Consider the following 13,205-nt stretch of genomic DNA (forward strand, 5'->3'; position numbering starts at 1 on the left):
CAATTCGCGCCGCCCCGTTCGCAAATATTACTCGGCCTTGTCAACGCCGTCGAAGCGATGAATGCCGAGCGGGTCCATCTTGAAGCCGCTGACGTTGTTGCGAACAACGGCATAGACCTGGCTGTGAGCCAGCAGGAAGGCCGGCGCCTGCTTGGCGAAGATTTCCTGCGCCTGCTCATAGAGCTTGGTGCGCTCGCCCTGGTCGCTGGTCTTCTTGGCCTTCTGGATCAGGTCCTCGAAGTCCTTGTCGCACCAGCTGGAATAGTTCGAGACGCCGATGGCCGAGCACGCGAAGAGGGTGGCGAAGAAATTGTCCGGATCGCCATTGTCGCCGGTCCAGCCGATCTGGAAGGCGCCGGGACGCTCCTTCTTTTTGCCTTCCTCGCGATACTTGGTCCACTCGTAGTTGACGATCTCGGCCTTGACGCCGACCTTGGCCCAATCGGCCTGGATCAGCTCAGCCGCGCGCTGAAAGTTCGGGTTGTAAGGACGAACGCGATCGGAAGCCCAGAGCTGGATTTCCTTCAGCCCGGCGTCGGCCAGCACCTTCTTGGCCGCTTCCGGATCATAGGAATCGAACTTCACATCCTTGTTCCACGACCACATGGTCGGCGGGATCAGGTTCTGCGCCGGCGTCGCGCCAGCGTCCTGGAACAGCGACTTGATCAGCGCTTCCCGGTCGATCGCCTGGTTGAGCGCGTGACGAACCTCCGGCTTGTCGAGCGGCGGGATCGTGGTGTTGTAGCTCATGTAGCCGATGTTGAGGCCGGCCTGATCCATCAGGGTCACGTCCTTGTTGGCCTTGATGGTGGCGATGTCGGCCGGGTTCGGATAGGGAGCGACATCGCATTCGCCGGCCAGCACCTTCTGGATGCGGGCGGTCGCGTCAGGCGTGATGGCGAAGACCAGATCGTCGATCTTCTCCTTGCCCTTGAAGTAGTCGGGGTTCGCCGCATAGCGGATGACCGAATCGAGCTGATAGTCGACGAACTGGAACGGCCCGGTGCCGATCGGCTTGGTCGAGAAGTCGGCCATCTTGCCTTCCTTCTCGAGCTGGTCGGCATATTCCTTCGACACGATCGAGGCGAAGTCCATGCCGAGATTGGCCAGCATCGGCGCGTTCGGCTCGGTCAGCGTCAGCTTGACGGTGAGGTCGTCGACCTTTTCCCACTTGGCGACGTATTTCGGCATGTCCATGCCGGTGTAGTAATCCCAGGTCAGGTTCGGCAGATACTTCTCGCCGTTCCACGGATTCTGCTTGTTGAACTGCCGGTCGAACGAGAAGACGACGTCATCGGCGTTGAGGTCGCGGGTCGGCTTGAAATAGTCGGTGGTCTGGAACTTCACGCCAGGGTGCAGGTGGAAAGTATAGACCAAGCCGTCGTCGGAGATTTCCCATTTGTCGGCGAGGCCGGGCTCGATCTCGGTGCCGCCATGCTTGAACTCGACCAGGCGCGAATAGACCGTGCGCGACGAAGCGTCGAAGTCGTTGCCGCCCGTCGTCGTACCCGGATCGAAATTGGCCGGCGACGCTTCCGAGCAATAGACAAGCGTCTTTGCATTGGCCATCCCGCCGAGGACGCTTGCAGCCAGCAACGCGGCTGCAAAAGTCATTGTCTTTTTCATTGAGCACTCCCTGATGTTCTTCCAAGCCCCTCTATCAGGCTCGCGAAGCGCGCATATAAGCACCGTTTTTGGGGCTTTGGAACACCCCGTTTGCGTACCCCACGGTAAGCAGGAAAAGAATCCGCATTTTCCTCAAATAGCAGAAAAAATGAGCAGAATTTTTCGCTCACGCTAATGTTAACAACCGCATTTTTTTATTGATTGAGGCTCTGCCGAAATGGAACGAGGAGCTCCTGCCTGCGATCCCAGGTCCTCGTGGGGACACGCCTGCGGGAGGCGTCGAGGGACAGGATTTCGGCGGCAAATCTTTCCGCCGCTGCCGCTGGGGCAAGACTTGCACGGCCGCCGATAGAGGCAATACATAGATGCCAGGCCGGATTTCTTGGAATCCGCAATCGGCCGCAGCGGGAGGAACGCTTCCGAAATCGGAAAGAGATGCGGCGCAGCGACAAGACCAGGACACCAGGGAGGGATTTGGTGGCAAAAGCAGCAAAGACAACGCCCCCGGCGAAGGCAACAGCCAAGGCCGCGCCCGTCGATGCGGGCGCGGCCAAGGCTTCATCTTCCAAGACCGCTTCGCCAGCCAAAACGCCGTCACCTGCGAAGGCCGGCTCCAAGCCGAAGACCACTGCGAAACCGGCTGCCGCTGCAAAGAAGACGAACCCCACATCCGCCGCCAAGGCTGCAACCGCAAAGACCGCCAGGCCTGCGGCAAAGGCAGCCTCGGGGTCGGCCAGGCGGCTGCCCAAGGCGATCACGGAACTCGCGGCAGGGTTGCCGGAAAAGCCTTGGCTGAAAAACTACCCGAAGAACATGCCGGCGGAGATCGGTCCGCTGCCTTACGATTCCATTGGCGACTTCCTCGTCGGCGCCTGCAAGCAGTTCGCCAGCCGGCCGGCGTTCGTGTGCATGGGCAAGTCGATCTCCTATGCCGAGCTCGAGCGGCTTTCGGCGGCCTTCGGCGCCTATCTGCAGTCGAAGGGACTGGAGAAGGGCGCGCGCGTGGCGCTGATGATGCCGAACGTTTTGCAATACCCGGTAGCGATGATGGCCGTGCTTCGCGCCGGCTTCACGGTGGTGAACGTCAACCCGCTCTACACGCCGCGCGAGCTGGAGCATCAGCTCAAGGACTCCGGCGCGCAGGCCATCGTCATTCTGGAGAACTTCGCCAACACGCTGCAGGCGGTGATCGCCAGGACGCCGGTCAAGCATGTCGTGGTCGCGGCGATGGGCGACATGTTGGGCGGGCTGAAAGGCGCGATCGTCAATCTCGTCGTGCGGCGGGTGAAGAAGATGGTTCCCGCCTGGTCGCTGCCCGGCCACGTCAAATTCAACGCCGCGCTCAAGGCGGGCTCGGCAAGCGCCTTCAAGCCGGCGGCGGTATCGGGCGACGATATCGCCTTCCTGCAATATACCGGCGGCACGACCGGCGTGTCGAAAGGCGCGACGCTGCTGCACCGCAACGTCTTGTCCAACGTGGCGCAGAATTCGCTCTGGGTGGAGGACGCCTATACGGTCAAGCCGAAGCCGGCGCATCTCAACTTCGTCTGCGCGCTGCCGCTCTACCACATCTTCGCGCTGACGGTGAACGCGCTGATGGGCATGCAGCAAGGCGCGCAGAACGTGCTCATTCCGAACCCGCGCGACATTCCGGGATTCGTGAAAGAACTGCAGAAATACCCGGTCCACATCTTTCCCGGCCTCAATACGCTGTTCAACGCGCTGCTCAACAATGAGGATTTCCGCAAGCTCGACTTCAAGCCGCTGATCCTCACTCTCGGCGGCGGCATGGCGGTGCAGAAAGGCGTGGCCGAGCGCTGGAAGGCGCTGACGGGCTGTCCGGTGAGCGAAGGCTACGGACTTTCCGAAACCTCGCCGGTGGCGACCGCCAACAAGTTCAGCTCCAGCGACTTTACCGGCACGATCGGCCTGCCGCTGCCATCGACCGAGATCGCCATCCGCGACGACGACGGCAACAACGTGCCGCTCGGCGAAGTCGGAGAGATCTGCATCCGGGGTCCGCAGGTTATGGCCGGCTACTGGAACCGGCCGGACGAGACCGCCAAGGTGATGACCAAGGACGGGTTCTTCAAGTCGGGCGACATGGGCTTCATGGATGAGCGCGGCTACACCAAGATCGTCGACCGCAAGAAGGACATGATCCTGGTCTCCGGTTTCAACGTCTATCCGAACGAGCTGGAAGAAGTCGTGGCGCAGCACCCGGGCGTGCTCGAAGTGGCGGCGATCGGCGTGCCGGACGAGCACTCCGGCGAGGTGCCGAAGCTGTTTGTGGTCAGGAAGGATCCAGCGCTCACCATCGAGACGCTGACTGTCTATTGCCGCGAGAACCTGACCGGCTACAAGCGGCCGAGATACATCGAATTCCGCGCCGAACTGCCGAAGACGCCGGTCGGCAAGATCCTGCGGCGCGCGTTGCGGGAGCAGATTTGAACGAAAATGTTGCCGGCCTGACGCCAATACATCGCGCCGACCTCGACCCCGCCGAATTCATCAAGGCGAACATGCGGCTTCAGCCGGTGCCGTCGCTGCCTGAAATCCGGCTCTATACGGCCCATCCCGGCAGCGGGCTGAGGCGGCTGCTGGAACCGGAGGACGGGTCGCATGAGCACGCGGCCGAGCCGCAGCCGCCCTACTGGGCCTATGCCTGGGCGGGCGGCGCAGTGCTGGCGCGCTATGTTCTCGACCGGCCGTCAACCGTTGCGGGCCGGCGCGTGCTCGACCTCGGCGCGGGTTCCGGCCTTGTCGGTATCGCCGCGGCGCGAGCCGGGGCTAGGGAAGTGACCGCGGCGGAGATCGACCGCAACGGCATCGTCGCGCTCCGCCTCAACGCGGAGGCCAACGGCGTCGCCATCATCATAATCGGCGAGGACATCAGCGCCGGTCCGCCGCCGTCGGTCGATGTTGTGCTCGCCGGCGACGTTTTCTACGGGCAAGCGGTCGCGCGGCGGATCGTCCCATTCCTCGACCGCTGCCTTGCCGCGGGCATCGAGGTGCTGGTCGGCGACCCGGGCCGCGCCTGGCTACCCAGGCGGCGGATTCGCCTGCTTGGCGAGTATCAGGTGTCTGATGTCGGCGGAAACGGCGGTAGCGCGCCGAAACCGAGCGGGATATTTGCGTTCCTTCCCAGCGAGCCCTGATCAGCCCGCCGGCACACTCATCCGCGCGGCGAGAAAATCCGGCAGGTCGGCGACCGAATCCAGGATGACGTCGGCCATCGGCGACAGCGAGTCACGCGTGCCCGTGCCGGAAAGCACGCCGATCGCCAGGCCGCAGCCGCCGGCGCGCGCCATTTCGAGATCGTGGCGATTGTCGCCGACCATGGCGATCTCGCCAGCCTTCAGTCCCGTCAGATCGCAGAACGCGATGACCGTGTCGGGCGCGGGCTTCGGGTTCGCGACCGCATCATAGCCGAAGGCGGCGTCGAAGAGCTGCGCGACACCGAGCGTGGCGAGCGTCTTCTCGGCGCCGCTGGTGGAATCGTTGGTGGCGACGCCCAGCCGGAAGGATCGCTTGTGCAGCGCCCGCAGCGATTCGACGATACCGGGCAGAGCGACAGCCATCGACGAGCCCTGAACCGAGGTGATCTCGTTGAAGCGGGCGACGGCCAGCATCTGGTCCTCCTCCGACAGGCGCGGGAACCAGAGCTCGACGACGTCCATGTTCGAGCCCGAGGCAAAGATCGAATCGGGCTTGAAGCGCTTGCTGACGAAATCGAAGCCGGCGGCGGCGAGCAACCTGTCGGCTTTCCAGCGATCGCCTTCGGCGGCGTCCATGGCCATGAAATCGGCAATGCCGAGCCAGGTAGCGTTGAAGTCGACAAGCGTGCCGTCCTTGTCGAACAGAATTCCCTTGATATCCGCCAATCCGTTTACTCCGCGCCACGCAATTGGTGGATATGAGCCACCAATCCGGCAGTCGAGGCGTCGCGTTTTGCGGCAGTCTCCTTGCCTTCCACGACAGGCAGCAGGCCTGTCGCCAGTTCCTTGCCGAGTTCGACACCCCACTGGTCGAACGAGTTGATGTTGAACAGCGTGCCCTCGACGAAGACGCGATGCTCATAGAGCGCGATCAGGCGACCGAGCGTGCGCGGATCAAGCTTGCGGTAGAGGATGGTGAGCGACGGACGGTTGCCCGAAAAGACGCGATGCGGCGCGATGCGATCGACATCGGCGGGCTTCATGCCCTTGGCCAGCATCTGCGCGCGCGCCTCTTCCAGCGTGCGGCCCTTCATGAAGGCTTCCGACTGCGCCAGGCAATTGGCAAGCAAGAGATCGTGGTGGGTCTTCAGCTCGGGCTCGTGGCTGACGGCTGCGGCAAGAAACTCGACCGGGATGAAATCGGTGCCCTGGTGCAAAAGCTGGAAAAAGGCGTGCTGGCCGTTGGTACCGGGCTCGCCCCAGACCAGCGGGCCGGTCGGCGTCGTCACCGGGCCGCCGTCCAGTGTCACGCTCTTGCCGTTCGATTCCATATCGAGCTGCTGCAGATAGGCCGGCAGGCGCGACAGGCGCTGATCGTATGGAATGACGGCGCGGGCCGGGTATTTGCAGACGACGCGGTGCCACCAGCCGATCAGCCCCAGCAAAACAGGCAGGTTCTTCTGCAGGGGGGCCGAGCGGAAATGCTCGTCCATCTCATGCGCGCCGTCGAGGAAGGCGCGGAAATTGCGCAGGCCGATGGCGATCATCACCGGCAGGCCGATGGCGCTCCAGACCGAGTAGCGGCCGCCGACCCAGTCCCAGAAACCGAAGACGCGGTCGGAGGCGATGCCGAACTTGGCCACTAGGTCGAGCGCGGTCGAGACGGCGGCGAAATGCTTGCCGATCGCTTGCTTGCCCAGCGCCTTTTCCACCCATCTGCGCGCCGTCTCGGCATTGGTCATCGTCTCGACAGTGGTGAAGGTCTTGGAGGCGATGATGAACAAAGTCGTCTCGGGAGACAGGCCCTTCAGCGTGTCGTGGATGTGGGCGCCGTCGACATTGGAGACATAATGCGCACGCGGGCCGTCATGGTAGGGAGCGAGCGCCAACGTCACCATCGCCGGGCCAAGATCCGAGCCGCCAATGCCGATATTGACGATGTCGGTGATCTTCTTGCCGGTGGCGCCGGCCGCCTCGCCGGAGCGGATCGCATCAGCGAAGGCGCCCATTGCGTCGAGCACGGCGATCACATCGGCGTTGGTGTCCTGGCCATCGACCACGACGCTCTTGCCGGTCAGATTGCGCAGCGCCGTGTGCAGCACGGCGCGGTTTTCGGTGATGTTGATCTTCTTGCCTTCGAACATCGCGGCGCGTCGGCCTTCGATGTCGGCGGCGCCGGCGAGCTTCTCCAGCATTGCCATCGTGTCGGCGTCGACCGCGCATTTCGACCAGTCGAGCAGAAGATCGCCATCGGTCGCGGAGAATTTCTCGAAGCGCTTGGGATCGGCGGCGAAGGCTTCGCGCATCGTGCCCTTGGCTGCCGCGCGCTGCTCACGCAGGGCGGTGACCTGCTTGTCGAAGGCTGACTGATCCAATGGTGGCTCCTGGCGGGTTTTTAGACCATTTTAACAGGCCCGATGTTTCCGGCGCGTGTCGTCGCGACAATGTATTGAGCCGGATTTCCGTTTCGTTCAAGCGCGGCAGTGACGCACTGCATCACGCTTTTATGATGCCCCGCAACATCCGCTTCCCTGGCGGACGCGCCCCTTTCGTGACCAATGGATCACTGGCATAAATCCCAGCGATCAGAAAAATTGATTGGCGCAACCCCTTGTGCCACCCCTACACTCGACTGGTCCAGCCAAGTGAAAACAGCTGGCCATCCGAGGATGATCTCCCATGCCACAGCGCAATGACACGGCCATATGGTCCGGCCTGTTCCGGATTTCGGCCGAATCCGGACAAACTCTCCAGGCACAGATCCGCCAAGCGATCGTCGCAGCCATCCTCGACCGGCAGATCGCCGCTTCGATGCCGCTGCCATCCTGTCGGATTCTGGCGGAAAAACTGGGCGTTGCCCGCGGCACGGTGGTGCTTGCCTTCCAGCAGCTGGTCGACCAAGGTTTTCTTGTGGCGCGCGAGCGGCGCGGCCACTTCGTCAACCCTGAAGTGCTGGCCACCCCCGCCAAGCCGCACCAGAAGGCGCCCGACCAGCAGAATGAGATCGACTGGAAGGCGCGTCGGCAGATCGCCGCCAGCGACATGCCGCCGCCGGCCAAGCACGACAACTGGATCAAGTCCTCCTACCCGTTCGTCTACGGCCAGTTCGATCCGGCGCTGTTTCCGACCGCGGAATGGCGCGAGTGCAACCGCATGGCGCTCGCGGTGCTGGAGATCCGCAACTGGGCATCCGACATGGTCGACCGGGACGATCCGCTGCTCATCGAGCAGATCCAGGCCCGGCTTTTGCCGCGCCGCGGCATCTTCGCCAATCCGGACGAGATCATCGTGACCCTGGGCGCGCAGAACGCGCTCTATATGCTCGCCTCGCTGTTGATGACCAAGGGCTCGAAGGTGGCAATGGAAGACCCCGGCTATCCGGATGCCCGCTCGATCTTCCGGCTCGCCGGCGCAGATATCCAGCCGGTCCCGGTCGACCAGTCGGGCATCGTGACCTCGGCGATTCCCAGCGATTCCGGCTTTGTCTTCGTCACGCCCAGCCATCATTGCCCGACGATGGTGCCGTTGTCCGCCGAGCGGCGGCAGGATTTGCTGGCGTGCGCCAACCGCAACAACCAGATCATCATCGAGGACGGCTATGACAGCCAGCTTCTCGACGAGGCGCCGCAGCAGGCGCTGAAGAGCCTCGATCGCTCGGGCCGCGTCATCTATGTCGGCTCGATGTCGAAGACGCTGGCTCCGGGTCTGAGGCTCGGCTACATCGTCGCTTCGGCAGGACTGATTGCCGAGCTTCGCGCGTTGCGTCGCTTCATGCTCAGGCATCCGCCGGCAAACAACCAGCGCGCCGTTGCGCTGTTTTTGTCGCTCGGCCATCATGAGGCGCTGGTGCGCAGGCTCTCCGCCGCCTTCGACGAGCGGCGCAAGCGTCTGGTCCATGCGATTTCCGCTTTCCTGCCAGAATGGCGCTCGACCGACTCGGCGGGAGGCACATCGTTGTGGCTGGAGGGCCCGCGCGGTACCGATTCACGAGGGCTCGCCGAAGCGGCCGCTTCCCGCAGCGTCATCATCGAACCCGGCGACCGGTTCTTCGACCGCAGCGAAAAGCCCTCGCGTTTCATGCGTTTGGGCATCTCCTCGATCTCGCTGCAGCACATCGAGCCCGGGATCCGGGAGCTCGCCACGGCCGCCGGCCGCAGGCCCGCTGCCGCCTGATCACCACGGACTGCCACATGAAGAGCCGGCGTTTTGCCGGCTCTTCTATTTTGGCGCGCCTCAACGCTTTAGCATCCTGGCATATTCGACGGGATTGACTGGCTCATAGGCTGTGCCAATGCCGACGGCATAGTCGAGGCACAAAGGGGACGAGGCAGGCCGATGGTGGACCAACCGCCGCGCATCCTGCCCCTGAAAAAGCAAAGGTGGAGCGCTTTCCATGTCAGTGGCTCTTGAGAAGCAGGAAACGACGTCGGACCAGCGTTCGCGGCGGTCCGGCGGGCGCGAAGCGCGCCGCGCGATGCGGGCAGCACCGCTCGCAGACGATATCCGTCCGGTGCGAGCCGGCCTCGAAGGCGGCAGCTACGGGCCGTTGAGCCAGAACGACAAGGAACGCATCCATGAAGCGGTGCTGACGCTTCTGGAGACGGTGGGCTTCGCCAACGCCATCCCCTCCTGCATCGAGGCGCTGACCCGGGTCGGGGCGAGCTATGGCGACGACGGCCGCATCCGCCTGCCGCGCGCGCTGGTGCTCGACACGATCAAGAAGGCGGCGCGCCACTTCACGCTCCACGGCCAGGATCCCAAGCACGACATGGTGATCCAGGGCAAACGCGTGCACTACGGCACCGCGGGCGCGGCGGTGCATCTGGTCGATGTCGAGAAGCGCGAATATCGCGAATCGCAGCTGCAGGACATCTATGACGCCGCCCGTCTCGTCGACGGGCTCGACAACATCCATTTCTTCCAGCGCACCATGGTGCCGCGCGATATCCCCGATCCGCTCGAGATGGACTTCAACACGCTCTATGCCTGCGTAATGGGGACATCCAAGCATGTCGGCACCTCGTTCACCGTGCGAGAGAACGTCAAGCCGGCGCTGGAAATGCTCTATGCGATCGCCGGCGGCGAGGAGAATTTCCGGGCGCGGCCTTTCGTGTCGAACTCGAACTGCTTCGTGGTGCCGCCGATGAAATTCGCCGAGGACGCCTGCGGCGTGCTCGAAGCCTGCGTCGAGGGCGGCATTCCGATCCTGCTCTTGTCGGCCGGCCAGGCCGGCGCCACGGCTCCCGCCGCGATTGCCGGCGCCGTCGTGCAGGCGGTGGCCGAAGTGCTGATGGGCCTGGTCTATGTCAACGCCATCAAGCCCGGCCATCCGGCGATTTTCGGCACCTGGCCGTTCGTCTCCGATCTCCGGACCGGCGCCATGTCCGGCGGTTCGGCCGAGCAGGCCGTGTTGACCGCGGCCTGCGCGCAGATGGCGCAATATTACGACCTGCCGGGCGGCTCGGCCGCGGGCATGACGGATTCGAAGCTGCCGGACATCCAGTCCGGCTATGAAAAAGGCATCACCGATGTGATGGCCGGTCTTGCCGGCCTCAACCTCGTCTATGAATCGGCCGGCATGCATGCCTCGCTGCTCGGCTTCTGTCTCGAAAGTCTGATCATCGACAACGATATGCTCGGCCACTGCCTGCGATGCGTGCGCGGCATCGAGGTGACGGACGAGGCGCTGTCGATCGACACGATCGCCGATGTCTGCCTTAAGGGCCCGGGCCACTATCTCGGCAACGAGCAGACTTTGAAGCTGATGCAGACCGAATATTTTTATCCCGCAGTCGGCGATCGCTTCTCGCCCAAGGAATGGAACGAGAAGGGCCGGCCCGACATTTTGCAGCGGGCGATCGCCGAGAAGAAGCGCGTGCTGGCCGAGCGGTTTCCGCGCCATGTGTCGCGGCTCGTCGACGACAAGCTGCGCGCGCGCTTCGGCGAGATGATCAAGCTGCCGCGCAACAAGATGGGCGGCTGATCTTTCCGCTCTCGCAGATCACTCCGCACGCAGCCGATAGCGCTCGACGACTTCGGCGTTGATCAGCTTCGCATGCAGCGTCAACAGCACGATCTGCGCATCGAGGCTGTCGCCGGCATCGAGCGCGGCCTCGATGCGGCGCTCGGCTTCCAAAGTGTGCTCCCTGCCATTGGCCCGCTCGAAGGTTTCCGGTCCGGCGACGCAATAGCCGCAGAGTTGCGCCACCGATTGATAAGCCTGGGGCGGCGGCTCCTCGGGCCAATGATCCTTCATCAGGTTGACGATGGTGAGCTTGACGCCCTCAGGCACCAGTGCCGGATGCAAGTCGGCCTTGCGCAAGGCGTCGTCGAGCTGGCGCAAGTCGCCCGAACGGCCGAACATGCCGAGGAAGCCGAGGGAAGAGCGCCGTTTCGCCATATATAGCCTCCCTTCGTAGGACCGCCGAGATCGGGCTAATCTGTAGATGCCCCGCGGCCGAAACAAGGGCCATGAGAAAGGGCGGTCCGCCGGAAAGCGGACCGCCCTTCGATTTTTCGCCGTGCTCTGAATTCAGTGGTTGTCGCGCGGGACGCCCCTGGTGTGCGCGACATCCTGATATTTCACCGCCGGCTTCAGCACCATGCCGGCGGAGAACTGGTCGACCATGCCGCGCTGGATCTCCTGCCAGGGCGTCTGGTGCTCGGGATAGTCATAGCCGCCAATGCCCTGCAGCGCTGCCCGCCGCCTGGCGATCTCCTCGTCGCCGACAAGGATATTTGCGGTGCCCTTCCTCAGGTCGATGCGGACGCGGTCGCCGGTCTTGAGCAGCGCCAGCCCGCCGCCGACCGCTGCCTCCGGCGAGGCGTTGAGGATCGATGGCGAACCCGACGTGCCGGACTGGCGACCGTCGCCGATGCAGGCCAGCGAATGGATGCCCTTCTTGATGAGATGGGCCGGCGGCTGCATGTTGACCACCTCGGCGCCGCCCGGATAGCCGACCGGGCCGGCGCCGCGCATGAACAGGATCGTGTGCTCGTCGATGCCCTGCGCCGGATCGTCGATGCGGGCGTGGTAATCCTCCGGGCCGTCGAAGACCATGGCGTTGCCTTCGAAAGCCTCCGGATCGTTCGGGTTCGAGAGATAGCGCTCGCGGAATTCGGGCGAGATGCCGCTGGTCTTCATGATGGCGGAATCGAACAGATTGCCCTTGAGGTTGATGAAGCCGGCATTGCTCTTGAGCGGCTTGTCGACGCCGCGGATGACATCGTGATTTTCGTTGACCGCGCCGCGGCAATTGTCGCCGATCGACTTGCCGTTGGCGGTGATCGCGTCGGGGTGCGGCAATAGTCCGCCCTTCAGCAGTTCGGCCACGACGGCCGGCACGCCGCCGGCATGGTGATAGTCCTCGCCGAGATACTCGCCCGTCGGCTGCAGGTTGACGATCAGCGGCACGTTAAGGCCGATGTTCTGCCAGTCGTCATTGTCGAGCGGCACGCCGAGATGGCGGGCGATGGCATTGAGGTGGATCGGCGCGTTGGTCGAGCCGCCGATGGCCGAATTGACGACGATGGCATTCTCGAACGCCTGGCGGGTCATGATGTCCGACGGCTTCAGGTCCTCATGCACCATATCGACGATGCGCTTGCCGGTCTCGTAGGCAATCTGGCCGCGCTCGCGATAGGGCGCGGGGATCGCGGCCGAGCCCGGCAGCTGCATGCCGAGCGCTTCGGCCAGCGAGTTCATGGTGGTGGCGGTACCCATGGTGTTGCAATAGCCGGTCGACGGCGCCGAGGAGGCGACGATGTCCATGAACTCGTCATAATTGATCTCGCCGGCCGACAGCCGCTGGCGCGATTCCCAGACAATGGTGCCGGAGCCGGTGCGCTTGCCCTTATGCCAGCCATTGAGCATCGGGCCGACCGAAAGCGCGATCGCCGGAATGTTGACGGTCGCCGCCGCCATCAAGAGCGCGGGCGTAGTCTTGTCGCAGCCGATGGTCAGCACGACGCCGTCGAGCGGATAGCCGTAGAGCACCTCGACGAGGCTGAGATAGGCGAGGTTGCGGTCGAGCGCCGCCGTCGGCCGCTTGCCGGTCTCCTGGATCGGGTGGCACGGGAACTCGAAGGGGATGCCGCCCATCGAGACAATGCCTTCGCGCACGCGCTTGGCGAGCTCGAGATGGTGCCTGTTGCAGGGCGAGAGATCGGAACCCGTCTGCGCGATGCCGATCAGCGGCTTGCCCGACATCAGCTCGGCGCGGGTCAGCCCGTAATTGAGGTAGCGTTCGAGATAGAGCGCCGTCATGCCCGGGTTGTCGGGATTGTCGAACCACTCCTGCGAGCGAAATTTCTTCTTCTTGGTGGGGGCGCCTGCCATCGTGGTCTCCGTATTTGTATGACAAATCGATATGACAACGCGCCCATGCAGGCAAGAGGCAGACACGCCGCAGACCCGCACTT

At 63.7% G+C, this 13,205-nt stretch carries 9 protein-coding genes; 4 read left to right on the forward strand and 5 right to left on the reverse strand.

Features of this window, described 5'->3' with window-relative positions:
* Nucleotides 1-27: 27 nt before the first annotated feature.
* A complete protein-coding gene (locus tag P9217_RS08420; RefSeq protein WP_067003638.1) occupies nt 28-1,626 on the reverse strand; it encodes an ABC transporter substrate-binding protein in 1,599 nt (532 codons plus the stop codon).
* A 477-nt stretch (nt 1,627-2,103) separates the two neighbouring features.
* Here P9217_RS08420 and P9217_RS08425 point away from each other — a divergent pair, with 477 nt between their 5' ends.
* On the forward strand, nt 2,104-4,077 hold the full coding sequence (locus tag P9217_RS08425) for a long-chain fatty acid--CoA ligase (protein WP_278088279.1): 1,974 nt from the start codon (nt 2,104-2,106) through the stop codon (nt 4,075-4,077).
* Nucleotides 4,074-4,784: a 50S ribosomal protein L11 methyltransferase gene (locus P9217_RS08430; RefSeq protein ID WP_067324401.1), complete on the forward strand. Its 711-nt coding sequence runs from the start codon at nt 4,074-4,076 to the stop codon at nt 4,782-4,784. Before P9217_RS08425 ends, P9217_RS08430 begins: the two co-directional genes overlap by 4 nt.
* On the opposite strand, the gene P9217_RS08435 is transcribed toward P9217_RS08430, so the two are convergent.
* Nucleotides 4,785-5,510, reverse strand: coding sequence for an HAD family hydrolase (locus P9217_RS08435; protein WP_095824276.1), 726 nt, complete (start codon nt 5,508-5,510; stop codon nt 4,785-4,787).
* Between the two features lie 5 nt (nt 5,511-5,515).
* Nucleotides 5,516-7,159: a glucose-6-phosphate isomerase gene (gene pgi, locus P9217_RS08440; RefSeq protein ID WP_278086229.1), complete on the reverse strand. Its 1,644-nt coding sequence runs from the start codon at nt 7,157-7,159 to the stop codon at nt 5,516-5,518.
* A gap of 304 nt (nt 7,160-7,463) precedes the next feature.
* On the opposite strand from pgi, the gene P9217_RS08445 reads away from it, so the two are divergent.
* Nucleotides 7,464-8,957, forward strand: coding sequence for a PLP-dependent aminotransferase family protein (locus P9217_RS08445; RefSeq protein ID WP_278057239.1), 1,494 nt, complete (start codon nt 7,464-7,466; stop codon nt 8,955-8,957).
* A 220-nt stretch (nt 8,958-9,177) separates the two neighbouring features.
* Nucleotides 9,178-10,767, forward strand: a complete 1,590-nt coding sequence (locus P9217_RS08450; RefSeq protein ID WP_067324395.1) for a trimethylamine methyltransferase family protein — start codon at nt 9,178-9,180, stop codon at nt 10,765-10,767.
* A gap of 18 nt (nt 10,768-10,785) precedes the next feature.
* Here P9217_RS08450 and P9217_RS08455 read toward each other — a convergent pair whose 3' ends face one another.
* The gene (locus P9217_RS08455) at nt 10,786-11,184 is read right to left on the reverse strand and encodes a hypothetical protein (RefSeq protein ID WP_278086228.1); all 399 of its coding nucleotides are present in this window, start codon (nt 11,182-11,184) and stop codon (nt 10,786-10,788) included.
* A gap of 132 nt (nt 11,185-11,316) precedes the next feature.
* Nucleotides 11,317-13,122 carry an IlvD/Edd family dehydratase gene (locus P9217_RS08460; protein ID WP_067324393.1) on the reverse strand — a complete coding sequence of 602 codons (1,806 nt, stop codon included), beginning with the start codon at nt 13,120-13,122 and terminating at the stop codon, nt 11,317-11,319.
* Between the last annotated feature and the right edge of the window lie 83 nt (nt 13,123-13,205).

The organism is Mesorhizobium sp. WSM4989 (assembly GCF_029625795.1).
In the GTDB taxonomy this organism is placed as follows: domain Bacteria; phylum Pseudomonadota; class Alphaproteobacteria; order Rhizobiales; family Rhizobiaceae; genus Mesorhizobium.

Coding starts and splice junctions, on each gene's coding strand:
- P9217_RS08420 (WP_067003638.1), bottom strand. CDS start 1,626: ATGAAAAAGACAATGACTTTTGCAGCCGCGTTGCTGGCTGCAAGCGTC.
- P9217_RS08445 (WP_278057239.1), top strand. CDS start 7,464: ATGCCACAGCGCAATGACACGGCCATATGGTCCGGCCTGTTCCGGATT.
- P9217_RS08450 (WP_067324395.1), top strand. CDS start 9,178: ATGTCAGTGGCTCTTGAGAAGCAGGAAACGACGTCGGACCAGCGTTCG.
- P9217_RS08455 (WP_278086228.1), bottom strand. CDS start 11,184: ATGGCGAAACGGCGCTCTTCCCTCGGCTTCCTCGGCATGTTCGGCCGT.
- P9217_RS08460 (WP_067324393.1), bottom strand. CDS start 13,122: ATGGCAGGCGCCCCCACCAAGAAGAAGAAATTTCGCTCGCAGGAGTGG.